This is a genomic window from Allohahella sp. A8 (genome assembly GCF_047946665.1).
Classification (GTDB): Bacteria; Pseudomonadota; Gammaproteobacteria; order Pseudomonadales; family Oleiphilaceae; genus Allohahella.
The window spans coordinates 934,909-958,852 of record NZ_CP172312.1 but is presented as its reverse complement, the minus strand read 5'-3'; the positions used below and the strand labels follow the sequence as shown (position 1 = coordinate 958,852).

The 23,944-nt window shown below is 49.7% G+C and carries 20 protein-coding genes and 1 pseudogene; 8 read left to right on the top strand and 13 right to left on the bottom strand.

Features of this window, described 5'->3' with window-relative positions:
- Positions 1-66: 66 nt before the first annotated feature.
- Complete coding sequence (locus tag ACH3PB_RS04705) at positions 67-732, bottom strand: GDSL-type esterase/lipase family protein (RefSeq protein WP_416398284.1); 666 nt, start codon at positions 730-732, stop codon at positions 67-69.
- Positions 733-993: 261 nt separating this feature from the next.
- On the opposite strand from ACH3PB_RS04705, the gene ACH3PB_RS04700 reads away from it, so the two are divergent.
- The 4 genes from ACH3PB_RS04700 to ACH3PB_RS04685 all read left to right on the top strand — a co-directional run bounded on the left by ACH3PB_RS04700 (position 994) and on the right by ACH3PB_RS04685 (position 3,772).
- On the top strand, positions 994-2,082 hold the full coding sequence (locus ACH3PB_RS04700; protein ID WP_416398283.1) for an acyltransferase family protein: 1,089 nt from the start codon (positions 994-996) through the stop codon (positions 2,080-2,082).
- A 351-nt stretch (positions 2,083-2,433) separates the two neighbouring features.
- Positions 2,434-3,027 (top strand): hypothetical protein, encoded by a 594-nt coding sequence (locus ACH3PB_RS04695; RefSeq protein WP_416398282.1) that lies wholly within the window; start codon positions 2,434-2,436, stop codon positions 3,025-3,027.
- A gap of 138 nt (positions 3,028-3,165) precedes the next feature.
- On the top strand, positions 3,166-3,375 hold the full coding sequence (locus tag ACH3PB_RS04690; RefSeq protein WP_416398281.1) for a hypothetical protein: 210 nt from the start codon (positions 3,166-3,168) through the stop codon (positions 3,373-3,375).
- Between the two features lie 22 nt (positions 3,376-3,397).
- The gene (locus tag ACH3PB_RS04685) at positions 3,398-3,772 is read left to right on the top strand and encodes a hypothetical protein (protein WP_416398280.1); all 375 of its coding nucleotides are present in this window, start codon (positions 3,398-3,400) and stop codon (positions 3,770-3,772) included.
- 552 nt (positions 3,773-4,324) lie between these two features.
- Here the strand turns inward: ACH3PB_RS04685 and ACH3PB_RS04680 are convergent.
- A complete protein-coding gene (locus ACH3PB_RS04680) occupies positions 4,325-5,164 on the bottom strand; it encodes a PEP-CTERM sorting domain-containing protein (RefSeq protein WP_416398279.1) in 840 nt (279 codons plus the stop codon).
- 486 nt (positions 5,165-5,650) lie between these two features.
- Positions 5,651-7,765: a hypothetical protein gene (locus ACH3PB_RS04675; RefSeq protein ID WP_416398278.1), complete on the bottom strand. Its 2,115-nt coding sequence runs from the start codon at positions 7,763-7,765 to the stop codon at positions 5,651-5,653.
- Between the two features lie 454 nt (positions 7,766-8,219).
- On the opposite strand from ACH3PB_RS04675, the gene ACH3PB_RS04670 reads away from it, so the two are divergent.
- Entirely contained in the window at positions 8,220-10,337 is a 2,118-nt protein-coding gene (locus ACH3PB_RS04670) for a hypothetical protein (protein WP_416398277.1), read from the top strand.
- Between the two features lie 413 nt (positions 10,338-10,750).
- On the opposite strand, the pseudogene ACH3PB_RS04665 reads toward ACH3PB_RS04670, so the two are convergent.
- The 5 genes and pseudogenes from ACH3PB_RS04665 to tnpA all read right to left on the bottom strand — a co-directional run.
- Positions 10,751-11,035 (bottom strand): annotated as a pseudogene (locus tag ACH3PB_RS04665) (transposase domain-containing protein); the annotation flags it as partial.
- A 40-nt stretch (positions 11,036-11,075) separates the two neighbouring features.
- A protein-coding gene (locus tag ACH3PB_RS04660) for an IS3 family transposase (protein WP_416398276.1) occupies positions 11,076-12,160 on the bottom strand; the annotation gives its coding sequence in 2 pieces (ribosomal slippage) (positions 11,076-11,899 and positions 11,899-12,160; 1,086 coding nt in all).
- A gap of 49 nt (positions 12,161-12,209) precedes the next feature.
- The gene (gene tnpC, locus ACH3PB_RS04655; protein ID WP_416398275.1) at positions 12,210-13,538 is read right to left on the bottom strand and encodes an IS66 family transposase; all 1,329 of its coding nucleotides are present in this window, start codon (positions 13,536-13,538) and stop codon (positions 12,210-12,212) included.
- 68 nt (positions 13,539-13,606) lie between these two features.
- Complete coding sequence (gene tnpB / locus ACH3PB_RS04650) at positions 13,607-13,936, bottom strand: IS66 family insertion sequence element accessory protein TnpB (protein WP_416398274.1); 330 nt, start codon at positions 13,934-13,936, stop codon at positions 13,607-13,609.
- Positions 13,933-14,226: an IS66 family insertion sequence element accessory protein TnpA gene (gene tnpA / locus ACH3PB_RS04645; protein ID WP_416398273.1), complete on the bottom strand. Its 294-nt coding sequence runs from the start codon at positions 14,224-14,226 to the stop codon at positions 13,933-13,935. The genes tnpB and tnpA overlap by 4 nt, the downstream gene beginning before the upstream one ends.
- 342 nt (positions 14,227-14,568) lie before the next feature.
- On the opposite strand from tnpA, the gene ACH3PB_RS04640 reads away from it, so the two are divergent.
- The 3 genes from ACH3PB_RS04640 to ACH3PB_RS04630 all read left to right on the top strand — a co-directional run bounded on the left by ACH3PB_RS04640 (position 14,569) and on the right by ACH3PB_RS04630 (position 17,561).
- Positions 14,569-15,141, top strand: a complete 573-nt coding sequence (locus ACH3PB_RS04640; RefSeq protein ID WP_416398272.1) for a hypothetical protein — start codon at positions 14,569-14,571, stop codon at positions 15,139-15,141.
- Positions 15,142-15,675: 534 nt separating this feature from the next.
- Entirely contained in the window at positions 15,676-16,560 is an 885-nt protein-coding gene (locus ACH3PB_RS04635; RefSeq protein ID WP_416398271.1) for a polysaccharide deacetylase family protein, read from the top strand.
- 71 nt (positions 16,561-16,631) lie between these two features.
- Positions 16,632-17,561, top strand: a complete 930-nt coding sequence (locus ACH3PB_RS04630) for a glycosyltransferase (RefSeq protein WP_416398270.1) — start codon at positions 16,632-16,634, stop codon at positions 17,559-17,561.
- A gap of 46 nt (positions 17,562-17,607) precedes the next feature.
- Here the strand turns inward: ACH3PB_RS04630 and ACH3PB_RS04625 are convergent, their stop codons facing one another.
- The 5 genes from ACH3PB_RS04625 to ACH3PB_RS04605 form a co-directional block, all read right to left on the bottom strand.
- A complete protein-coding gene (locus ACH3PB_RS04625; protein WP_416398269.1) occupies positions 17,608-18,504 on the bottom strand; it encodes a heparin lyase I family protein in 897 nt (298 codons plus the stop codon).
- A 104-nt stretch (positions 18,505-18,608) separates the two neighbouring features.
- Complete coding sequence (locus tag ACH3PB_RS04620; protein WP_416398268.1) at positions 18,609-19,724, bottom strand: acyltransferase family protein; 1,116 nt, start codon at positions 19,722-19,724, stop codon at positions 18,609-18,611.
- A gap of 29 nt (positions 19,725-19,753) precedes the next feature.
- Positions 19,754-20,911: a glycosyltransferase gene (locus ACH3PB_RS04615; RefSeq protein ID WP_416398267.1), complete on the bottom strand. Its 1,158-nt coding sequence runs from the start codon at positions 20,909-20,911 to the stop codon at positions 19,754-19,756.
- Positions 20,908-22,467: a low molecular weight phosphatase family protein gene (locus tag ACH3PB_RS04610; protein WP_416398266.1), complete on the bottom strand. Its 1,560-nt coding sequence runs from the start codon at positions 22,465-22,467 to the stop codon at positions 20,908-20,910. Before ACH3PB_RS04610 ends, ACH3PB_RS04615 begins: the two co-directional genes overlap by 4 nt.
- Complete coding sequence (locus ACH3PB_RS04605) at positions 22,464-23,909, bottom strand: O-antigen ligase family protein (RefSeq protein ID WP_416398265.1); 1,446 nt, start codon at positions 23,907-23,909, stop codon at positions 22,464-22,466. Before ACH3PB_RS04605 ends, ACH3PB_RS04610 begins: the two co-directional genes overlap by 4 nt.
- Between the last annotated feature and the right edge of the window lie 35 nt (positions 23,910-23,944).

Here is a 23,944-nt window from a genome sequence, read left to right as displayed (position 1 = left end):
ATTATTACAGCTGTTCAAGGATACCTCGCCTAAGCCTATGTTGCCTCTACTATTCGGCCCATCTGGTCAATCGTCGGCGCAGGCGCTTTTTAGGGGAGCTAGAAACATCTTGTATCCTGTCGAAGACAGGTGAAGTCGGTCCGACTGGTATGCTTCCTGATCTAGCGTAGCCGCATGAGTCGAAAGCTGGTGCTCTGAAAACACTACATTAGGCAATGCTCTGGAGTACTCTGATAACCAGCTATTGAACTGCGCATATTCATCCGCAAAGGCTAGTCTGGCAGGCGTGTGTTTAATCGCTAGAACGTATACAGCTTCTGGGGAATAGAGCTCATCAACCTTCTTCAGAAGGTCCATCACATCCTGACGCACTGTTTTCTGAGATCTACCGAAAGCGAAGTCGTTTTCTCCGGTGTAGAGAAGTATTTTTTCCCAGTGCTGGGCGGGACTACCTTTGATGTAATCAGCTATCTCCGACGTAGTGGCATTCCCGATGCCTCTGTTATGCCAGGGACCACAATATGCCTCGGGCATCCAGCGGATGGTTGAACTCCCTAGTGCCAGTCCTTTTGCAGAAGGCTGGTCTCCTAACAAGTCTATGACTCGATAGCGAGCAATCTGAGCCTCTGGGCTCCAGTCGTTGAACAGCCAGTAAAGACCTCTGATCAGCAAAGCCAGGCATATAAGAGAAACAATGGCCAAAACTTTTCGAGAGATTAGAAAATCTTTCAAGATATGATCCTATAGCTAGCGCCCCTTCGAGGTCAGGGAAATGAACGATCCGTTTATCGGTCAGATCACTGATTGTTCCTTTTTAGCGAAAAGCGTATGTTTGCTGCCAGATTATATTCCACGGCTAGTAAGAGCCCCTCGTGCCTTATCGCCCACCTTTTCATATATTCTGGGCGTATTCCGTTTTGGAACAAGCATTGATTGCAGCAAAACTGACTCTGATAAAGACTCCGCAGGCGCTCAGAACCAGGACCCATTAGTTTGAACAATCGCCTATTTTACCTTGATGCCATGCGTGGAATTTTGATGATGCTGGGCGTTGTCCTGCACTCGGCCCAGGTCTTCAATCCTGAGAAAAGCTGGTTGGTGTATAGCGACCAGACGTCAATCTTTGCAGAGCATTTGATAGCAGCAGTGCACCTCTTCCGAATGCCAGCCTTCTTCGTAGTTTCTGGTTTTTTCTGCATGCTTACAATGGGCAGGTATGGCATTACCGGATTTTTGAAGCTAAGGATCCAGAGAATTCTGGTTCCACTCATCGCGACTGGTTTGACCTTTAATGTCTTCCAGACAGTCATTCTAAATAGAACAGGCTGGGCGAACATAAACTTTGAAGAATTCCTTCTGGAAGGTGCCTGGGTCTCACATCTCTGGTTTCTCAATTATCTATTGATCTACTTTCTTCTTGCGTGCGGATTGCAGTGGGTGCTGCAGAAATCGAAAATGAGCAGAGAGAGAGGGTCGACAAGCACTAACTCAGACCGCCTACTCCTCATTATCCTGATGCTCTTGCCGCTCTACACTATTGGTCTGCGAGCTGCGGGCAAACTGGGCCTTCCCCTCTACTGGGATCTAGCGGGCATTATCCAGGGATATAACTTCTGCTATTACTTTCAGTTCTTTCTTGTCGGACTCTGGCTCCAGACACAGCCGGATATCATGAAAAGTTTTTCACAGACCAGAAGCAGACTTTTCGCCGTGATCTTCCCCATCGCTGCGATAGCTAACTTAATGACACCAGATGAAGGCGGGGCTATTGCGCTGATCGCAGACGAATATGCGCACATGCTGCTCGTCTGGTGTTCAGTAATCTTATGCTTTAACCTTTTTTACTCATTTACCAATAGACCTTCGCGCCTCTTCCGCTATCTCGCCGATGCAGCCTATTCCGTTTATCTAGTTCATCACCTCATAGTCATACTGTTGGCAATCGTTTTGATTGAGCTCGCGGCTTCAGCCCCTGTGGCTATGCCCACGCTCATTGTCCTTACCTTTATCTTGTCGTTGCTTATTCATAGCCAGATAATTCAGCGGTCGAAGCTGCTTACGTACGCCTTCAACGGCAAATGATCACGACTTGTTCTGATTGGGTTGGGGCTAGTAACGGTAGACGCCAACCTCAGGCGTCCTGCTCTCTAAAGCCTATATGATAATCAGGCATCGCCTATAAGCCCCACTAATCAGTATCTATACCATTCTCCCGGTGTTGCCCGGACCAGCAACAGGGCTTCACCGCGGGATGCCCTGCATCCGCGACACCAGCATAGTGGTGCCAATACCGGGAGAGACTAGACTTCAGTTATTCGGAATTCCAGAATATGTGAACCCTGCCCAATCTACGTACAGAACCCGGTCATCCAAAAGGGTTACTCTGCCCCTGTATTACATATAAGCAAAAAAACTTCACAGCAGGAATAAACCATGAAACTTCAAGCGCTATTGGGGGTTGGCCTTCTCGCCGCCTCCGCATCAGTCAATGCGGCCTATATCTTGGAAATGCCCGAACGAATCAGCCTGGATATAAACAGCGAATTTTTCGGGCTCGACTATGTGCTCGATCTGGATAGAGACAATCCGAACACGTACGACGAGTTTATCGAATTTGATTATCAGTTTGGCGGCCCCGGATTGCAGAGCGTGGACCACTTGCAGCTCCAGTTCACCGGCCCCGAGGAACCCGATTTAGGACTGCATCGGATCCTGACTGGCCGCCCTATTGGGCCGGATGACAATGGCGAGATGCGATACTTCCCATTTGGCATCATGGAGCACATACAATTGGGCGTGGATTACTATTTCTCCGTAGCCGTACGCGACTTTCTATATGACCTGACGGACTGTGCTGATGAAGGTGAGCCGCCGTACAGTTGTAAGATCATCGATAGCGGATTGAATGGAGAGACGGTTGTCACGTTCTTTGACGGCGGGCAGGACATGGACGTGCCTACTGGACCAACGGCGCCGTTACTGGCAGCTGGCTTGGCCGGTTTGTGGTTGAGAAAGAGGAAAGCTTAGCGATTGAAGAATTGCGAGGGTAGCAGGACCTGCGATTGCAGACGCCAAGGCAAAGAGGTCTTGCCGCGTACAGAATCGAACGAGACTAGTCCGACTGCCCTCCGACTACACATAATCAGAAATCACAGCAGGTACATCATGAACCACTTTGAAGCGCTCTCAATTGCAGGACTGCTCGCCAGCTCCATGTCGGCCAACGCGGCAGTAATAACACTGCCAGCAACTGCCTCGTTCGATATTCGTGGAACTAGCCTCGAAGACTTCCGTATGGAAGGTAGCTACAACGAAGGAGAGTACGAACTCGTATACCTTGCGCACCTATTTCATTGGTCCGAATGCCGGGCTTGATGAGGCAGGCAGACAATATGGAATGGGTGGCGAGAGAGACGATTTCTACAACGAGGTTTACACCGATCCTGCCGAGTCATTTTGGCGAGCGCTCTTCGGAATATCGGCATTCATAGAGGGCGTTTCAGAAATAAATATCTCGCAAGCGCTGTCACGCTTTGAACTCGACACTCCATACGACTTCTTTATGAGCAGCCGGTACCACGACGCTTCAGCCGATGAGTGTCGCGTAGAGGAGATGCCTAGAATCTGCTACGAGACCGACGGAGCGGTTACCGCACGGACATCTGTCACATTCTTCGACAGCACAGCCGCCGACGTGCCTGTCGGCCCTGCCGCACCGCTTCCTGCAGCTGGCTTGGCCGGACTATGCTTGCGTCGTAAGCAGCAGGCATAAGCCCGAGACTATGCGCATGCGTCCTTAGCAATGTGCACGGCGTAGTCGACCTCAATGTTGTAATTGATGATGTTGATCGAATCGTGCTGTAGGCCGTATAACCGAACATAAGTGGTGCCTGGCGGAACGAGGACAACTCTAACTTTCGACTTTGTTGTGGGGTCACCAGTTCTAGGACCAGTCATGAACATCTGCTGAACGCCATCGCAAGCAACGCGCAGATCCACCGTATCGTCTCCCGAGATCACCTCACCAGAACCCTTCGCTATCCGTGCAGAGATGTTTAGTGACACGGACGGATCACAAAAATCGGGGCGCGGAACGATGTACCCTGGCGTAGATAATTTTAAAATAAAAGTTAGATCCACAGAGGGAGCCATGAACAATAGTCCGGCTCCTTAACCTGTTGAGGTTCGGTGTTACAAGAAATTAGCATTTTAGAGGCCCAGGATATTTGGGTTCTTCAGCACCAAGCAGCCCTCGGTCGAGGGAGGCTCAGACAGAGCGACAGCCAACCTAGCAGACCGGGGAAGCTATCCCCGGCCTTGCGATTTAGTCAGCAGACTGGCGCTTGTTCTTTCTTCTATAAAATAATCCTGCCAGCCCTGATGCGAGCAGCACCACCGTGCCGGGCTCTGGAACTGAAGTCACCGAGTCCGAGCTCTCTGCAAGCAAGAAGTCGAAGTTGGTAAGGTAGGTGAAAAAGCCAGTTGGGCCGCGACTGCTGTCGGAGTTAAAGATGGAGTATCTCACTGTCTGCGGGAGTGGACCGGTCTCACCTGGTGCACTGCCGAAATCAAAGGTCTGATACACGAATTCATTACTGTAAAGGTCAGGATCAAAAGAGCCCCCCTTTACTTCACCATTCGCTCCGTTTTGTGGCATTTCTACCCCAGACAGACTTGTGCTGTAACAAAACGTCCCGGAATAGTTCTCATCACACGCGTCGGTTACCATATCGGCTACAAGCGTTTCCAGTCTTAAGTTAACGAAACGCTCGTCGGGGTTAGGAAGACTTGGATCCTGATAACGTATCGAAAACAGATAACTATTATCTGCGTAGATCGGTTCAGCCGCGCCGACTGTTGGGAAGTTGAAGGAGCTGCTGGAGAAGCCCATCCAGAGGTCGTCGGAGGTTGTGAAGCCACGCTCATACTCACTGACGAAAATATCGCCAGCGTTTACCACATCACGCGTGCCAGGAGAATTTTGATTGTTGAACCTATAGCTGCCTTCGAACTTCTCCGAACTCGGATTAACGTTTAAAAAAGCGGCTACAACATCAGGATCAACTTCGTTTGAAAAGTTTCCTGCAGAGTTTCCTTGGAAAGAAAGACTGTAATCAGCAGTTGGAATTGTGCCGGCTAAAGCTGCAGTGCTGAACGCCGTCATTGAAAATAATGTAAGCGGCCTAAGTAAGGCTGGGAGCGAACACATTGGAGGTCCTTCTGTCGTTTTGATTTGTGGGTTTCGTAGCAGCCCTAATGGTTAATGAGGCATGGTCTTCCGGATTAATGAACCAATAATTCTACTGGATACTCGACCTACCCGTCACCTAAACGGCTTCTCCGCAGGTGGGAAAAGGCGGAAAACAAGTTATCCACCCCTGCCCCGGCAAATCGAAACCAATCGTTTGCATGTCCTGGGATTGACCGTGTTACGGTACGATAAGCCTTCACCACTGGATGACAATGCAGAGCGACCCATGCCTAGCTGCATGTGTTCTGCGAAGTCTTCAGCAGCTCGAGCAGCTGAATGGCCCTGAAACACATTTCCGGGCTGCTCAGTGTCGGCATCCATTTCCATAGTTCGTGTGATCTGGTTCGAGACTAGTCGAAATCGAGCCTCCGCCTGTGAGAACGCGGAGGCTCTGTTTTGTTAAGGAGCTGGGCTGTTGTTCGTTGCTCCCACGGTACTCCTGACCTTGATTTTGAAGTTATCTACACCAAGATACATCGTCTCGCGCTCTTCGATCGCATGATTCATCCAGCCAAGAATATATCCTTTGTCAAGGTAGTTTCCTGAAGAGGAGTACCTTAGCTGTTTATTACCCTGAGGCGTGTTATCCCTTGGCACCAGATTAGGATGACTGGTTCCTGTGACGAGTTTGCCATTCGAAAACACCTCTACTCGCCCATAATCTCCCGGCTCTTTTGCAAGCTCTATATAGACATGTATGCGCTGCCACTGACCAGCGTTGTTCGAATAAATTTTCGCTTTGTCACTCAAAAAGGAATGCCCCATATTCCATCCATCGGTTCCCAAGTTCAACGAGGGGGTGGCTCCATCATGCGGAAAACCAGCAGTTCCATTGCCCCAGTTTTCCTGCCCAATATGGATATTCGCATTCACCCCACCGTACGATCCGCTATAAAACACAAACCCCTTATGATTGAACTTACTTGCCACGTAATTATTGGGCAGGTACAAGTCGTAACTCATCTCCAACTGTTGCACATTAAATGGAAGGTTGAATCCTAGTTGACTCCATCCATCCTCAGGCGTATCGGAACCCTCGCCGAGTTGCCTATAATTCAGCACCATAATTGCGTTATCACCATCCGTCGGCACGGCTGCTGAGTCAGTAGGATGAACGCCTTGCCAGGCTTTTTCACGGTGGTTAAAGAAGCCTTTCTCCGTAATTGCTCCAGAACTGAAATTCTCTTCGTAAGTCCATTCTGGATCGAGTATGCGGGTTTCCTGATACTTGCTGACGTCCGTGATAACAGGTTTCGGTCCCACGAAAGTGTAAGGCTTGGTGTCATTAGGATTCGGTCCGGAACCAGGATTGCTTCCGTCCCCGGGATCCGCCGCCCCAGCGGAGAGCGTCACGGAGGTCAAAGTCGCGTCGTTACTGTTCGACCACTTCATGAACAGACCTGGTCTAAGGTCAACAAAATCAGTCTGCGACACTGCTTTTTCAACTATTACCGAGCCGTTGTAACGTCCAAGCAGCTTGCCGGTCGCCGAGTCTAGCTCAAGCGTGCACTTATCTTGGGCACCAACCGAGACAGCAACCGGGCTGGCAAGAGAAACAGCTGAGCCATTGGCGTACTGAAAAAGTTCAACTTTGTTGCCGTTTCGCTGCAGGTAGTATCCATTTCCATCGGCATCGAAGAGCCCCGGGCCATTCATGTCCCACCACAGGACGCCGTTGCCGAACGAAGTGCTGGCGGTTAAGGTCTTCGAGTGAGAGGGCCGAGTCGACCTCACGTGAGTTTGATTTTGAGTGCGCGGCTTCACGCCGTCCGGACTTATCTTCATCCCCGCACCCAGCACCGTCTCTAGTTCGGAACTTATAAAGGGATCTGCGGAGGGCCCAGTTAAGTTCAAAGTCACCGAGGACGTCTCATCGGTAGAATCTTCTGACTCATTTTCAAGAGTGGACTCGAATGAGGACAATCTTGCAAGATTGTTGTTACCCCATTTCATGAAAATCCCTGGGCTTAAATTCGCGCCTGCAAAAGTTGGCGTAATTCCTTCAATGACTGTGGATCCGTTGTAAGCGCCTCGGAGCGTTCCAGAGGTCTTATCGTACACGATTGTCGCGCTATCACCCCCTGATACTGTAACGGTTACAGTACTGCCAATCTGAGTGATCGAACCACCCGAGTACTGCAATAACTTTACTTGATTGCCGTTACGTTGAAGATAATAGCCGTTACCGTTGGCATCGAAGATGCCCGGCCCATTCATATCCCACCACAAGAGTCCGCTTCCGAAGACTACGCTAGAGTCGATCCGATCACTCAACGGATCACTCGCGAAGCGAACATGAGTCTGAGTGGCGTCGATGGGCTTAACACCGGCTGCGTCGCGAGACATGCCGGAGCCCAGCACCACCTCAAGTTTGGTCGATATGAACGGCTCCTGCGTCGCACCTTCAAAAGATATTTCTGCTTCTGCAACAGGGGCATTAGTTATCAAGGCAGCGCCGGTCGCTATACAAATTGCTATCGCCAATATTCTTCGTTGTAGAACTATTTGTTTCATGTGCTCTCCGGTAGGATTTCGACATTCTCGTTGAGAAAATGCATGCGATTAGCTAGGGGACGAGTTCGAGCATTCGAAGACGAAGCTGCTTAAGACAATCATCTGACTTTCCGAGGCAGGGTTCCTAATCGAAAAATTCTATCAGGCCGAAAGATCTGAAGCATAACGCATAACAGTGCGGCCCTTAACTCAGATCATATTTTATTCCGTTACATGTAGCCCTATAGTCATAGAAGGCTGAGCGATGCTAGTACACTGCAAGCTATGGAACCATAAGGGTTTTTACCTTTCCATGAAGTTAACATTCTCATAGACGACAATCCTCATGTAGTGCATCCTGTGACTCTGAATAAGAACAGCGTCAGCGTTTTCCTATTCTGCCCGGCGGGCATAGTGCTCTCGAAAAGACCCGCCGCCAAACCCCTTTTATAATCGTTATTAATATGGAGATCTCATGAAATCAGCAGCCTTTCAGGGACGAAGGTTAGCCTTAGCTATTGCTCTTGCGTCCAGCGTTTCTCTCGCAGTTAGCTCCCCTGCAACCAAAGCAGAAATTTCTTTTCTGGGTGCGACTCAAGAGAATTTTCTAGCGACTGCGCTAGAAGTAGTACTCGGAACCGGCATGTCCCGCGACTCCGGGGGCCTGAAGCCGATGGATACTGCACAAACACATGTTCGCCTCGCGAGTAGTGCTTCCAAGGACCAAATAGACTCGACTGCTGTCTTTGGCACTGGAGTTTCGTGGTGGGACATGAATGGACCGGGCGTCTTCGATGCCAACGGTAACGGCTATTACCTTCAACGTAACGGCAGCGAAGTAAAGATGTTTGAATATGCGGGAGGAATGATTACGCAACTGGGTAAAACTATCGGAGTTAATGGTGTAGCGGATGATACTGCGACGATCGCTTACGAGAAGAGCTCAGGAAAACTCAAAGGCATATACAATGGGTCTGTGATCCTTCAGGAAACGACGTCAACGTTCGCAGGCGCGGATTTAAGTCCTGGGCTCTATATGAAATGGGGTAATAGCAATCTTGCAAGAATATCTTCGTTTGAGTCTAGCCTAGAGGAAGGCGCAGACGAGTCGACCGACACCTCATCGACGGTCACAGTCCCCCTGACAGGACCAGCGGCAAATCCCTTCATGAGCTCGGAATTGGAGACTGTACTCGGTGCGGGAATGAAGATAAGTCCAGATGGCGTAAAGCCGCGCACTCAGAAGCAAACTCACGTGAGGTCGACTCGGCCCTCTCACTCGAAGACCTTAACCGCCAGCACCTCGTTCGGCAACGGTGTCCTGTGGTGGGACATGAATGGCCCGGGACTCTTCGATGCCGATGGAAACGGATACTACCTGCAGCGAAACGGCAACAAAGTTGAACTTTTTCAGTACGCAAATGACTCAGCTATTTCTCTCGCCAGTCCAGTCGCTGTTTCGATTGGTGCGAAGGACACATCCACGCTCGAGCTAGACTCGGCGACTGGCAAACTGGTAGGACGTTATAACGGTTCGGTCGTAGTGGAAACAACAGTTTCCCCAACCGATCTTGTTGACGTAAGACCGGGTTTGTTCATGAAGTGGTCGAACAGTAACTCCGCGACTCTGACCTCTGTAGATATCTCAACAGGCTCATCCGATGCAGGCAACGGCGGCAACCCAGGCTCAGGCGGCGGCTTAGGCTCGAATCCGAAGGATATCAAACCCTATACCTATGTCGGCCCGAAGCCCGTTATAACTGACGTAGCCAGCTACAAGGAAACTCGAATTCTAGAGCCTGATTGGACATACGAAGAGAATTTCAGCTCTAGCGATGTAAAAAGCAATGGTTTCTTCACACATCTTGAAAGCGCATGGCCGGGAGTCCACCCAACCGATTCTGCCGCTGCAGCTACGGACGGTGATGGCAAAATATTGGTGCTGAAATATGCACCTCTCGGAAAAGGTGATTCACCGGAGGATGCGTGGAGCGAGTTGAAATTTAAACTGCCCTTCCGTGTTGAGCAATTGGAGATGAGTTATGACTTGTACTTGCCTAAAAACTATGTCGCATCAGAGGGAGGCCACAAAGGTTTTGTTTTCTGGAGCGGAACCTACGGCGGGACGAAATCGAATGTGTTTATTGCCAATACGAACTGGCCGGCGGGACACGCTGCCAATGGGGCCACTCCTGCTCTCAACATCGGCATCAACCACGGTAACAATATGGGCATGTCTCATTTGACGGACAACGCATTAATCTATAAGAACAACTCAGGAGAATGGCAGCGTGTGCATGTCTATATCGAACTAGCGAAAGAACCTGGCGATTTCGGCAGAGTTGAGGTTTTTTCGAACGGGAAGCTTATTACTGGTACTAGCCATCCTAAACTACTACCACGGGACTATGCTCCGGTTGGTAATAAGCAATTGAGCTACACTTCGTCAGGCAATTATATTGACCAGGGGTACCTTATGGGATGGATGGACCACAAAAAGGCTGCACGTGGGGCAATGTTCCTGGGCGTTGACAACTTCAAAATTAAAGTGAGATCCACAGTAGGGGCCACAAACAATAGCCCAGTTCCTTAGCCTGTTGAGGCTCTGTATTCCAAGATTGTAGCGTATCGAGGCTCAGGTACGTCTAGGAATTTAGGCTCCTAGTCACTGAGCCTCCTTCGGTCGAGGGAGGCTCGGGTGAAGTGGCCTAGCGACTTAGCCAGCAGGCCGAAGGTTACTTTTCCTTCTGAAGAATAATCCTGCCAGCCCTGAGGAGCAGCACAACCGTGCCAGGTTCTGGAACTGATGTCGATTTACAGCAAACACTGCCCGAATAGATCACAATTAATCCCAGATGTTTGCTCGAATCAAACATCTGGGCAAGTAGGATTCCCCGACATGCCGACACTAATTTCGTTAGATGCTGCAAACAGACTACTAAACTTCACTGGCGCCGACAGAACACAGGTCAAGTGGGCGCAGCGTCTGCTAAGTAACCGCTCAGACTACGACGTAGTTGACACCATAATATCCACGACAGAGCGCGCTGGATTCTTACCAAACGTATGCTTCCACAGCCTCGGTGTCAGAGCAATCACATCCGTATTCGGATGCTCGCTGACACACTGAAGGACATCCACCAGATAGGTGTAGAGATCGATATCGTGCAGGCGGCAGGTCACGATTAGGCTCTGGATCGCTGCGGTGTCCGCAGCACCGTCTTCGCTCCAGCAGAACAACCAGTTTTTCTTGCCCATGGGGAACGTGCGCAGTGCCCGCTCCAGATGATTATGTAATCCCCCCATTTTTAACCGGGCTTTTTCATAGAGCCTAAGCTGCCTTCAACAGCCAGCGCGGCGGCACGCCGCCAATAGCTGTGTTTGGTCGTTCGTTGTTGTAAATCCAGAGCCATTGCGTAGCCAGTAGTTGGGCCTGCTCAACCGACTCGAAGAGATTCAAGTCCAGCCATTCGTGTCGAGCCGTCCTGTTGAAGCGCTCGACGTAAGCGTTCTGTGTTGGCTTACCCGGCTGTATGTAAAGCATCGTGATTTGCTGCTTGTTCGCCCAGGCCACCAGCGGCCCCGACAGCAGTTCGGGCCCATTATCACACCGAATCGCAGCGGGCTTGCCGCGCCACTCGATGATCTGCTCCAGCGACCGTATGACGCGAGCACTCGGCATCGACAGGTCCACATCCACTGCCAAACCCTCGCGGTTGTAGTCGTCAATCACGTTCAGCGTTCGCAGCTTTCGGCCATCAATCAGCGTGTCGCTCATGAAGTCGATCGACCAGACCTGGTTCGGCGCAGTTGGGACGCTCAGCGCATCAGGCTTCTCTCGCTTGAGACGACGTCTGGGTTTTATGCGCAGATTCAGCTCTAACTCCCGGTAAATACGGTACACGCGCTTGTGATTCCATCGATAGCCTTTGACGTTACGCAAGTAGAAATAGCACAGGCCAAAGCCCCAGCGGCGGTGCGTATCAGTCAGCCGCAGCAACCACTCTTCGATCTGAGCATTTTCACCGGACAGCCGACTCCTATAGCGGTAGCAGGTCTCGCTGATGCTCAGGCATTCACAAGACAGGCGAATCGACAGACCGTGTTTCTCCACGGCCGCTCTGGCCATCTCTCGTCGCTGAGATGGCCTTACAACTTTCCCTCGAGGGCTTCCTTACGGATCTCGGCCTTGATGCGCTCCTCGGCATACATCTTCTTGAGCCGAGCATTCTCCGCCTCGAGCTCCTTCATGCGCTTCATCAGTGAGGCGTCCATGCCGCCGAACTTGCTGCGCCACTGGTAGATCATGGCTGTGCTACAGCCGTGCTCTCGAGCCAGCTCAGCGACTGATACGCCGTTCTCGTGTTGCTTCAAAATCGCCATGATCTGGCTGTCGGTAAAACGTGATTTCTTCATAGATCGCTCCTGATGTTCTCATCATAAAACGCTCTACTCAAAAGTCCCGTTAAAATCTGGGGGGATTACAATTAGTGTCGACCGCCACGTCGGGCTCGCCCAGGAAGATCTCTAGCGAGCCCCTCCTGTTCAGGGCGTACTGCAGTGCTTTGCCCAGCGGTGGTGCAAGCTCCGGGTTTTGCAGTTCGTAATCGCACCACTGCCAGAAGGTGTCGACCACCGGCTTGCTGTGTTCGATTCGATAGGCCTGTTTCGAAGCGCCAGTCAGTGCCTTGTCGCGGATGACTCGCTCGTTCTCGTAGAGTGCGCCGATGATTTGCAACGCTTCAGCGGCACGTGCTGGCTCGTAGGCCTGTGCTTTTTCAAAGTAGCGGCGCGTATGCGCCCAGCACTGGCTGTGCGTGATGTCGTCCTTGGCATTGGCATAGCGCTCGTAGGCCTCATAGCCGTCGGTCAGCAAGGTGCCGCTGAAGCCATCGAGCAACTGCGTCAGATGCTTGCCGGAGCGTGATGAACAATAGCGGAACGAGACTTCGTCGGCGTCGCCATAGAGCGGCCAGAAGTAGCCTGTGTTCAGTTTGCCTTTGGTTTTCCGCCCGGCCTTGACTGGTGTCTCGTCGATCGCCAGTACCTTACTCTGCAGCACGTGTCTGAACTGCGCTTCAGCAATCGGTGTGAGCAGCTTGATCGCTCTGGAAGACAGGCTGGTCAGGGTACTGCGTGCCAGCGTGATACCAGAGTCAGCCAGGCGCTGATGCTGACGATACAGCGGCAGGTGGTAGCGGAACTTGTCGATCAGGAGTCCAGCCAGGAAGCTGACGTCGGCAATGCTGCGATCAAGGATCGCATCCGGTGCTGGCGCTGTCTTCAGGGTCTGTGTCGGCTTGTGTTTGACGACCGGGCGGCGTGTTCGCACGATGGTATACGCCCCAGGGCGCTGGGCCAGCTTGCAGCTGTCCTCGTAGCGGATGATCTCGTACTCATGGGCGTTAGGGCCGGTGAGTTCAGGTATTTTGGTGATGATGTCGATGACCGGGACACTGTCGTCGAAGCGCAGGCCGGTATCGGTCACGCAGCCATTACGAAGCTTCTGCTTTCTGGTGTGCTCTGCAATGACCTTGGGTGGCAACATGGGGGCTGGCGTGTCAGTGACGAGGCCTTCGAAGAGACTCGGCTGAACCGCCGGATCGACGTTCAATCGCTTTTCGGACTTCTCGCCGAAGAGCTGGCGGTTGAACCAGTCGAGCTGCTGGCGGATCTGATCGTAGCTGGCCTGCAGCTGGGCATTACTGGCCTGCAGCGTCTTGATCAGCTCGGCCTGCAGCGCGTTCTGTTCGCGCAGGGCGGCAAGCTGTGAAGGTGATTTGGCTGCAGACAAGAGACTGATTCCAGTGTTGAAACTGGCGTGGATTATACCACGGCTCAGGCCGCGATCGGTTGTTTCTGCTAGCGTTTCCGGCGCTTTGTGATGGTCATCTCAAGCCCATCCAGAATGGCCTGGAACCCCGTCTGGCTGAGCTCGACTGCGACCTGTCCAGCGATGCTGCGGACAGCAAACTGACCCTGCTCGAGCCGCTTGCTCCACAGGCAGTAGCCGCCGGGATCGAAGTACAGCACCTTCATCATGGTCTGGCGCTTGTTGACGAAGACAAAGCCATGACCGGACAGCGGGTTCATGCCCATCTGCTGTTTGACCATGGCCGCTAGACCGTCGAACTGGCGGCGCATGTCGGCGGGCTGCAGGCAGAGCCAGAGCTGCGGTCGACTGCTGATCACGTGAGCGGCACCGCCAGCTCGAAACTGAGCCAGCGACCGAGATTGATGCGCAAGTGGCAGTGTCCATCAGTTGACTGATCCGCTGGCAGTGGCTCCATAGCCGGCTGGATCGGTGCAAACATGGGCTGAGCCGGGACCGACTCAGCCTCGAGCAGCTTCCGCCAGCGGTAGAGTGATTGGCTCGAGACTTTGTGACGTTTGCAGAACTCACTGGTGCTCAGTGAGCTGGCGTCGTGCTCTTGCAGAATACTACGCCACTGCGCGGGACTTCGGTGGGCGCCTCTGGACATTGTGTACCTCCTGGAAAAGACTGGAGGTTAGGCGCTCAAACAGTTGGCGGGAATGACGTGGCAGACTGAACGCTTACTCTGCTAAGGCGTATACGATAAACTGTTTATGATTCATATACCTATTTTCAATATACGCTGGCTGCTTCATTCTGGAACACCTGATCCACGCTAAAAGGATGCCGTAGATCATCTATTGACTAGTTTGAGAGACCCCTAAATGGAGATCTGGACCGTTCGGGCATGCGTACTCGGCCAGTGTGAAAGAGGAAGCCTCATTAGCATTCTTGCCGAGTCTTGCGCAACGCCTCTCTGCAAACGTTCAACCCTTTCAGGAGATTAACTATGAAAAGATTTCGAATACTTACAGCTGCTATTACTACTGTTTGCTCGATCCATGCTTCTGCAGCAACGATCACCGTCCAAGATTCAGCTATGTTCGATATCTCGGCTAGCTACGCTAACGGTTTCGACTTCGCTGGGGAGGTAACATTAGCGCCGAATGAGTACCAAGTAGACCTGACGTCTTTTCTGGAGGGGCCGGAGTTAAGGGTCGGGAGCACAGGAGATATGTTTGCCGCGAGCGCTCTGGAGGCTATTCTGTTGACTCGAATTACAGACGAGGACGGAAATTTTGTCAGATTCGATAAAATCGACGAATATTTTTCGGCGATTGAGCTGGGTGCTCCGTACGAATTCTGGTATTCGGTGAGCGCAGTAGGCTTTACGACACCGGGCTGTAGTTTTCCATCCGACGAATGTGGTGGTGGAGATACTTTTGAGCGCCTTGTTGCAACATCCACCATCACCTTCTTCGACAGCACAGCACAGGAGGTGCCGTTGGGCTCGACACTTCCCCTGCTTGGATTGGGGCTGGTAGGTTTGGCGCTTAGACAGAAAGGAAGAACCGCCCTCTAGTCAACTCGCGTTTTTAAGATTAGCGAAGGCCGCACCTACGGTGCTGTCTTCGCTAATCATTAGCTGCATGTCCCATGGACGTTGCTTTCGTTTAGCGCCATCGGCTTAGGAAGAATTATGTTCTGTACAACGAAACGTCCCGAGACCTATGTGGCAACTTCCAGCTCGCAGTAAGCCAGCCTATCTGGCAAGTTCCGACAGTGCCTGCCCCTTTATTCCTCGGTGCCAAGGCTTTGCCAATTTGAGCTCCGCGGTCGCATGAAGCAACTCGGGGTTGTCAGACGAAGCTTGAGGACTCCGAAGCCGACCGTTAGACTGCACCAACCACACGAGTAGGCGGAGAAACTCTCTTTAGAAGCTATACTTCCGTTGAAGAGAACTTCAAAATTAAAAGTACGGCCTGCCTGGCTGTCGTCTGGACCAGTAACTCGTAGCGTGACGGGATACCTTCTCGCTACTGCAAGGGTCACCTAGAACCCATCGCATCTACTATTGGCTAGCAATGGGCAGTACGCACCAACACCACCTGGAAGCTTGAAATTTGAATTTAAATATCGCGAATGCAACTCCCTCAGCTGGCAGTTTTTTATGACCTGGTCGGGTGGCTCAGGGAAATTCGAGGTGATGGGCAGCCTTAAGCGTTCGCTCAGAGGAGTCTATGGTCATAGCCTTCTCGCAGGAGGACAGCTTAGAAAAATACAAGCAGAAACGGCTGTCATCGTCGCATTTCATAGAGTTAACAACGATCTTAGAGATGGCCTCACATGCTCTACGCGGAAATTTTCTAACTTCTGCCGATTTTTCAAACAAAATTTTGACGTAGTCGCGTTGCCCGAGCTCATCACTTCGGTTGAAGCTGGCAAATCTGTGGAAGGTAAGCTCGTTATAACGTTTGATGACGGCTACAGAGATAATTTTCTCAATGCTGCACCGCTACTCAAGCAATTGGGACTTCCGGCAACCTTCTTTGTCACTACAGGCTTCATCGATAACTCCAATACTGCGTGGTGGGATAACGAGGCATCGCCGAAGCCAGAATGGATGAGTTGGGTGGAATTGAAGCAGCTATTCGCGGAGAGCTTTTCCATTGGCGCTCATACAGTTTCCCATGCCGACTTAGGGAGCGTTTCCCTTTCGGACGCTAGCGTTGAAATAACCCAGTCCAAGAGGGATATAGAGGCTATTCTGAAAAGCACGGTCGATTTATTTGCGTATCCGTACGGCGGCGAAAATAATATCACAGAGGAAACGAGAGGCCTGGTGAAATCTTCGAATTTTCGCTGCTGCCTTTCATGTCACGGTGGCTTAGTTAAAAAGGATAGCGACCCGTTTCACCTCTCCAGGGTTCCGATATCCCCTTGGCAAACGAAGCCAGAACATTTCATCGTCGATCTCAAAAACTACTCAAAACGTCCCTGAGATTCTGACTTCGCACACGCACCGCCTAAAAGCTAGCTTTCGTAGATGATGGACCACTGACGGGACCTAAAATGAATTCGCTTTCACCACCAGTTTTTAGCATTGTCATTCCAGCTTTCAATGAGGAAAAGTTTATTGGCAAAACGCTGACGCGTCTTTTTCATCTTCTATCCGACATTCCTCAATTTGAGGTTATCGTTGTTGACAATGCTTCGACAGACACAACAGCCGAGATTGCAACAAAAGCTGGCGATATTGAACTCATACGATTACCGGATAAGGTTACAGTGGCAAGGGCAAGAAACATCGGATGGGCGTCTGCTAAGACCGATGTTGTAGTCTTCCTCGATGCCGATGTCTTGCTGACGGAGCAGTGGAGAGACAAGTTCGCCGATACGCTACCGCAGCTATCTCAAGCGAAAATGGTAACTGGTGCGACAGTTTCGATTTCAGAGAACCCTGGGCTCATTGAAAAGAATTGGTTTCTATATATGGACACCTCGACGCGCACCTACATAAATAGCGCAAACTTGATAACCAATAAAGACGTATTACATTCAATCGATGGCTTTAACGATGAGCTAGTAACTGGCGAAGATGTAGACTTCAGCAACAGAGCAAAGAAAGCGCAGTGTGAGGTGATTCTTGACCCTGCTTTCAAAGTCCACCATGAGGGCTACCCTAAATCGCTGCTGCAATTTGCCAAGCGAGAAATGTGGCATGGGATAGGCGACATCCAGAGTTTTAAAAGCTTTCTAAGCTCGAACGTAGCTAAAATCGCGTGCTTACAAGGCCTACTACTAATCTCCGGAGTAATAGGCACGGCAATAAAGATGTCTGTGACACCGTTGTTGGTATCCTGTTCCTTGCTGTTTATCGGCAACTTTCTCATAGCCAATAAAAAATTTCCAAAAGCACCTATAACCGTAAGGCTTACCAACACTTTCCTGTACTTCGTGTACTTTATGAGTAGATTTCTGTCACCACTTAAAAAGCGATGACGGAGTTAGCTAATCAGAAGAAGTGATCAATGGTAGCAAAGCGCGATTACTCTAATCTCAGATTCTCAGGTGCGCTAGGCCCAGTAGTCACGGATCGAGAGCTTATTGCTCCTTGGCCAATCCTGGGGTTTCCCTTACCATCCCGCGCCGATGGTTTTTCATTCGTGATGATCAAGTCATCAAAATAGAGTGTCTGGGTCTTAGGAGAATTACCATTCCAATAGGTAAATAACAAAAAAGCATCAGACCAACTGGTAGCGGTACGCAATGTTGTAATGTCAGTTATTTCGGTGATTAGCTTATCATTGCGCCAAACCCTGATCAGCCCTTCTCCGCCCTTACTCCACGGTATATTGTCGAAGACCACATGCATTTCGTAAGTCTGCCACTCTCCAGTCTTCATATGGACGCCGCCGGAGTAGCTCCCGAACTCACGCCACATTTGCTGACACTCTTGAATAATACCAAAACCGGCGTCGCCGAAGATTTTATAGGTAGGATAGATTAACCAATCTACGTAGCCCTCATTCTTCCCTTTACAGAACTCAGCAGGGGCGTCACTCTTTGTATGAAAACGCATGAATTTAAGACGATTTCCCGCGCTATAGGAGTTGAAATCGAAGTCTTTCGGAAGAAAGAGGTCAATTTTGACCCACACGCTATCGCCTTTGACAAGCTTGCCGGGAAGTACTTTTCGCCCCCCGAATTCGGCCCAACCGGTCGTGTCCTTCCGGATTGTTGACGCACAAGAGTGTCGGCCACTAACGACGTTTGTAGTAGACACAACTGTTTTGCTCGCAGCATCGTTGAAGCCGCCAGCCCCTTGTAAGACACTGCCGGCAGCAGAATTCTCACAATCGATTTTGACTGTCCAAGCCTGAGCGTGAGAAGCAGCTAGAAACGCGGTAGTGATAACCGAAAAAGCAGACCAAATTAAACGCATAATTTTTACTCCAGATTAAGCAGATGATAAACGGAGTGCGAAGCGGGCTCCAAAACCAGGTCACACTATCGCGTAACAAGACGTTCCATGATGTAGGCCTTTCGTTAGCGAGCGTGAGCTTCTTTAAGCTTTCGATTAATGGGGTTGAACGGATGATTCTTGAGTTTGAGGCAATTGCGCTCTAGAAGGAACCATGACAAAAGCGAAATAATCAAGGTTAGTGCCAGCGCCACAAATCCATAAAACACGGTGCCAGTCAACCCGAAATAGATGAGGCAGTTAATAATTGGCATATGATAGATATATATACCGTATGACACATCATTTCCTCGCGTAATTCTTTGCGCCAATGTAGGCATAGAATAGGCAAAAGAAAATATAAGCGGGACCATCATAAAGAAGAAAAACGGGTTGACATTGTTACCGAAGTCAACGTTCTCTTGAACCGCGAAATAACCGACAGCTAGATATACCGGAAAAATAAGCCAGAATTTCCCTGCCAGGATACTGTGAAAAAAGAGAAAATTTCTCTGGAAAAACACCCCTACAAGAAACATATAAAACCAAGGCAGGAACGACACACGAACAATTTTATAAAGGAACTCTCCCTGCATTTGCCAGGGCACCATACTAAACAATCTATTCAGTGCGAAAAATAAGATTATTAAACATATCAGTCTAATATTTCTGCTGTCCGACTTGATATTAAACAACGAATAGATTATAGGCACGAGCAAATAGAACTGCAGCTCAACCGTTATCGTCCATAGACTCCCATTTAGGACACCGTCCCCATATGCCCGCATAAAATCAGGATTATAAAACTGAACAAAACTGACCTTAGCAAGATAAAGAGCAACCCAATCTAAAAAGGTCGCATCAGTTTCTCCGGCATAGCCACTAGCAAATATCAGTACGAAGGAAATAGTGACCGCTAAGATTAAAGCAGGATAGAGCCTGAGGATCCGATTTGACCAGTATTCATTGATCTTAGAGTTACTTTCGTAAGATTTACTGATTAGATATCCGCTAACAAAGAAAAATATTGGAACACCCGGAAACATGAAAAGAATCGATAGAAATTCATGTGCGAGTTCAGAAACTCTTACCTTCAAAACCAAGATAGCATGTAGTATGGCGACTTGACTGGCGGCAAACAGCCGTAATAAGTCAAAGTTATTAGTCCTGAAAACCTCTTTAATGTCCTTTTGATCAAGCATAAGGGAGCACGCAACTCAGGTGTTTAATGTTAATTCGTTTCACTGATAGATATGTATAAGGAATAATAGCTTTTTTCACACGCCTGGATGCTATATTTACTTTTGACGTTTTGCTGACACACCTCAAACTGGGCATGATATTCAGGATCTCCAAGTATCAAGCTATGCAATGCGGCACTTGCACTGTTTTCGAGTGGTGGGTAACTGAGCATCGCAGGATAATCGGCCAAGAGTTCACGCACCCCCCCCACAGCATGTCCGATCACCGGCACCCCTAGCCCAATTGCCTCCAACAGGTTAAGCGGCAGTCCTTCGTGATCGGATAAAATCAAAACAGCATCTAACTGCCAAAGTATCCCATAGACATTTTGCTGAAATCCTAGTAGGTGTACTATAGAGGCTAAGCCAGCTTCCTCTATGTTTTTTTTGAGTTCGCTGTAGAGCGGACCATCGCCCACGATGTAGTATTCTGCGAGTTCGCCCTTGGAAGCCAAATGTTCCGCGATTTTTAAGAAAATGTCGTGACGTTTTACTGGCACCAATCGCCCGACGATACCTACAGCAAATGGCCTGCCGCTTCGCCGCCCCAATCGTTGAGAATTTTCAGCCTGAGCTTCTGCCATAAATCCAAGATTTGCGAAATCGATGCCGTTGGCAATTACTTTTACACGGGAGTTGTCAAACCCTTCGTTAATTAAGGCAGTTTGGAGCTCGCTAGAAACTGCGACGTTACACTGAAGGAAATGCTTATTAATGAGGTACTCAAGACAGTTGCTCAACTTAGCCTTAATTGCCTTTGGGCCAGAATGCTCATTTCCTCCGTGTAGGGTACGAACCGCCTTCGCGCGCAAACGGAGGGCGAGGAAAGCAGCAATCAAGTTTTCTTTTTTACGATGACCGTGAATAACGAAATGATCTTGGATTCCTTGCTCTTTCCACTCTCTAACGAAGCGATAACTGGCGACTAGAAGAGAGAAAAACGTGTTATTTGCCTCTTCAAGAAGCAAAAGCGGAACCCCAAGCTTGGCAAGCTCCTGGTGAAGCTGACCGCGGTTAAGAATGACAACGCTCACCCGCATGTTAGGGCGCAGCATCTGCTGCTTGACCAGCTGGTATACTAGATTTTCAGCTCCGCCCCATAGATCACCGGATACCACATGAACAACCGACACTACAGGTGTTTTCATCGGGTCGCGGCTTCCATATTGGGTCTACAGGACAAGAGCTTTTTCTGAAGTCCTTCTACCGCTTGCGAAATACGATTGAAGCAAAGCTCAAAGTACTCAGGTGATCGAACTATCGGATCCTGAATGAATGCCAACGAAGTGTCGCTCCAGAGGCCGGCTAAGGTATACTGAACAGCTCCGCTATCATGACTAAATACCGCCTGTACTTGACGTACCTGCTGCGCCTCAAAGCCAACAAGCAAGTCTCCTGAGCAAACTTCAAAGTCATTGAGAGAAGTGGCAACATGATCCAGCAGCGACATGCCCTCTCGTGCCGCTCGCTCCAGGGCTTCAACGCTAGCAGCGTCGCCAGGCCGCGCGGATACCCCGAATGAAATGGTGTTCTTGAAGCCGAGCGATTTTAGTCGCGCTACGGCGTACGCACTTCGATTGATATTGCCTTTACAGAAGAAGACGACCCGTGTTACCTCTTCGAATCGCACGACCTTATAGCGGTTGTAAAGACCAACCAAGGATTGGAAATTAGAATTCAACAGCGTCAACAGGGCGCGCTTCCCACCCCACCGGTCAAAAATATTGAGCGTACCAGGAACTCGCTTCCCGTCCGCGGCCCTAGAATTAACTCGCAAGAGACGTAACTTCAGGCCTTCAACATGCTCTTTACTTTTCGGCAATGATAGAGACGGTATGATCCCGTTGCTGACGCGAGGGAGGCTCACCAACCGCTGCTGAACACTGTGAAGAACGAATACGGCTTTGTGCTCAGAAAGATTAAGATCTAATAGTCCCTCTACGGGCTGCGGTGGCCCGAGCAACCCCCAGCGCTCAAAGTAGCAACTCAGCCATGATGCTGGAATTAGCTTGCCAAATGACGTTTCGTGAAAATCATCCTGCCCTTTACTTAGAACAGAGGTAGAGGCAACTGAATACGGGTTTTGAACTAAATGTAATTCATCAGCGTCTAGAGAAACGCTTATGTCAGAGTGGGCATACGTCCGGAAGGATTCTGCCACTTCTGCTCCCAAAGCTAGTTCACATCCCTGAGCGATCGCCTCGAAATGAAAAGCCAGCTGTTCTTTTGGCACCACAGAACAGCGCCGCAGTAACTCCTTGATCGCGCTGGACCTTGCCGCTGGCGAGTGCAGCATATATCGCACTGAGCCCGCGCCGTGTTTTAGATTAAGATCAAATACTCCTCTTTCGGCTGCCGCCTCTAACGCAGGCAACAGGGAGTAAATCTGCCGAACCCATGGGATTTCGTCAGGATGTGGAACAAGTAGCGCACTCACGAATGGGATATTTTCTTCTTCAAGAAGCTCACGGGCAGCTAATAGATAGTCTTGGGTATGAGCAACGACAATTATGAGAAGACAATAATTCTGATCATGAAAACCAGCTCGACAGCTATGTTCCCACTCACGACCTGACAGAAATAGTGGGGGAGCCTTCTGTTGCCGCCAATAGGTCACCGTGAGGCGAAGCTCCTCAATGGTGTCAGTTAGTTGATCGATCCTTACTATGCCGACGGAATGTGACAAACCACCTTCTGAAGTCATCTTCGAGATGGCACATGGCGAGAAGTCAAGGATTTCACTGGAAGAGGTGAGCCAGCCGTTAGGAATTTTGAAGGGGCTGCGATCGTCCCCGAGCTTGAAAGCTGTCGGGATCGCACAGTAGCAAAGATACACACCAAGGCCGACAACAAGGCCTGAATCCAGAAAAATGGGTAGTATAAAGCGGAGATAAAGGTCGATGTCACCATCAAGCTGAGGAGCCCGTAGTTTAACGCTTTAGCTGTTAAGTTATAAAAATTTATCACTTCATCATCTATAAAGGGGGCTGTTAATTTAACAGAATAACGATTAATTCTCCACGTAAAAAATGCAAACAAAAATAATAGTAACAGACCACTGTAGCCTAGCTCAGCAAGAGCCTGAAAATAGGTGCTGTGGACTTCCTCTGGCTTATACTTTATAGAGGGATCGAAATGATAGGCTTTGAAGTAAGGAATCCAATTGTAATAACCAATTCCAAGCACTGGATTGGAATTACCGATATCAGTAGCTATCCCCCAGTAATGAAGACGCAGAGTTGACGTGTCATCTTCCCCTGCAGTGGTAAATCGCTCCTTGAATTCCGGCGGAGTAAACGCAAAAGCTATTCCGAAAGCTACCACCACTACCGCCAGCCTTTTAAATATTTTCTTTCTTTGAAAAAGAATGGACAGCCCTATGGCAATCAGTCCAAGAATCGCTCCTCGTGAACTGCTTGCAAGGATAGAACTAAATGCACTAATAGGAAATAAAAGCATGAAATAATAAAGCAACTTCGACCATCTATTCTTAAAGGCCTGAATAAACGCAATACTCAGCGGAAGAAAAACACACATTTGCATCGCAAACTCACCTGAATTCATAAACCACCCAGGAGATCCAGAAACCCCGAAATCCGCGAACGAAAAGCCACGGGAGACCCACGAGACGAAGCCGTGCTGGGACATTTTAAAATTGCAAAGAAGATAAAGTAAAAAGAAGATGAAAAAACGACGCTCAGTATTAACTATTTTGAGAACGAGATAATAAACTATGAACCATTGCCCCATAACCGTAGCTTTGCTGAAGCTATATGCACTATTGTAAGCAAAAATGCTTGACAGCAAAACCACCAGAAAGAAAGCAACTAGCCCAGCATGAATAGCTGTAAGCCCATTGTAATTTGGCGCTTTATCGCCCTTGGCAAACGACAAGACAAAAGCAGCGAGGATACAGGTCATGGACCAAGGCATGAAATCAAGCCATCCATATATCGCCTGCGGCTTAACATATTCAAAAAACAACCACCCACAAATCGCCCAGAACGCCAGATGCTCACGTCGCACCGACTGCCAGATCGTCTTCGGGCTCAGGTTCGCCAGTGACTCGACACTACCTTGCTCATCGTCGCCCTGAGCGACCGCGACTTTCGATTTAAATCTGTTTGCTGTCGTATTCTGGCGCATAGCAGTTAGAATCCGGTACGTCTCAACGCACTCAA

Coding starts and splice junctions, on each gene's coding strand:
- ACH3PB_RS04695 (WP_416398282.1), top strand. CDS start 2,434: ATGAAACTTCAAGCGCTATTGGGGGTTGGCCTTCTCGCCGCCTCCGCA.
- ACH3PB_RS04690 (WP_416398281.1), top strand. CDS start 3,166: ATGAACCACTTTGAAGCGCTCTCAATTGCAGGACTGCTCGCCAGCTCC.
- ACH3PB_RS04685 (WP_416398280.1), top strand. CDS start 3,398: ATGGGTGGCGAGAGAGACGATTTCTACAACGAGGTTTACACCGATCCT.
- ACH3PB_RS04680 (WP_416398279.1), bottom strand. CDS start 5,164: ATGACGGCGTTCAGCACTGCAGCTTTAGCCGGCACAATTCCAACTGCT.
- ACH3PB_RS04675 (WP_416398278.1), bottom strand. CDS start 7,765: ATGAAACAAATAGTTCTACAACGAAGAATATTGGCGATAGCAATTTGT.
- ACH3PB_RS04670 (WP_416398277.1), top strand. CDS start 8,220: ATGAAATCAGCAGCCTTTCAGGGACGAAGGTTAGCCTTAGCTATTGCT.
- tnpA (WP_416398273.1), bottom strand. CDS start 14,226: ATGTCCAGAGGCGCCCACCGAAGTCCCGCGCAGTGGCGTAGTATTCTG.
- ACH3PB_RS04640 (WP_416398272.1), top strand. CDS start 14,569: ATGAAAAGATTTCGAATACTTACAGCTGCTATTACTACTGTTTGCTCG.
- ACH3PB_RS04630 (WP_416398270.1), top strand. CDS start 16,632: ATGAATTCGCTTTCACCACCAGTTTTTAGCATTGTCATTCCAGCTTTC.
- ACH3PB_RS04625 (WP_416398269.1), bottom strand. CDS start 18,504: ATGCGTTTAATTTGGTCTGCTTTTTCGGTTATCACTACCGCGTTTCTA.
- ACH3PB_RS04620 (WP_416398268.1), bottom strand. CDS start 19,724: ATGCTTGATCAAAAGGACATTAAAGAGGTTTTCAGGACTAATAACTTT.
- ACH3PB_RS04615 (WP_416398267.1), bottom strand. CDS start 20,911: ATGAAAACACCTGTAGTGTCGGTTGTTCATGTGGTATCCGGTGATCTA.
- ACH3PB_RS04610 (WP_416398266.1), bottom strand. CDS start 22,467: ATGACTTCAGAAGGTGGTTTGTCACATTCCGTCGGCATAGTAAGGATC.
- ACH3PB_RS04605 (WP_416398265.1), bottom strand. CDS start 23,909: ATGCGCCAGAATACGACAGCAAACAGATTTAAATCGAAAGTCGCGGTC.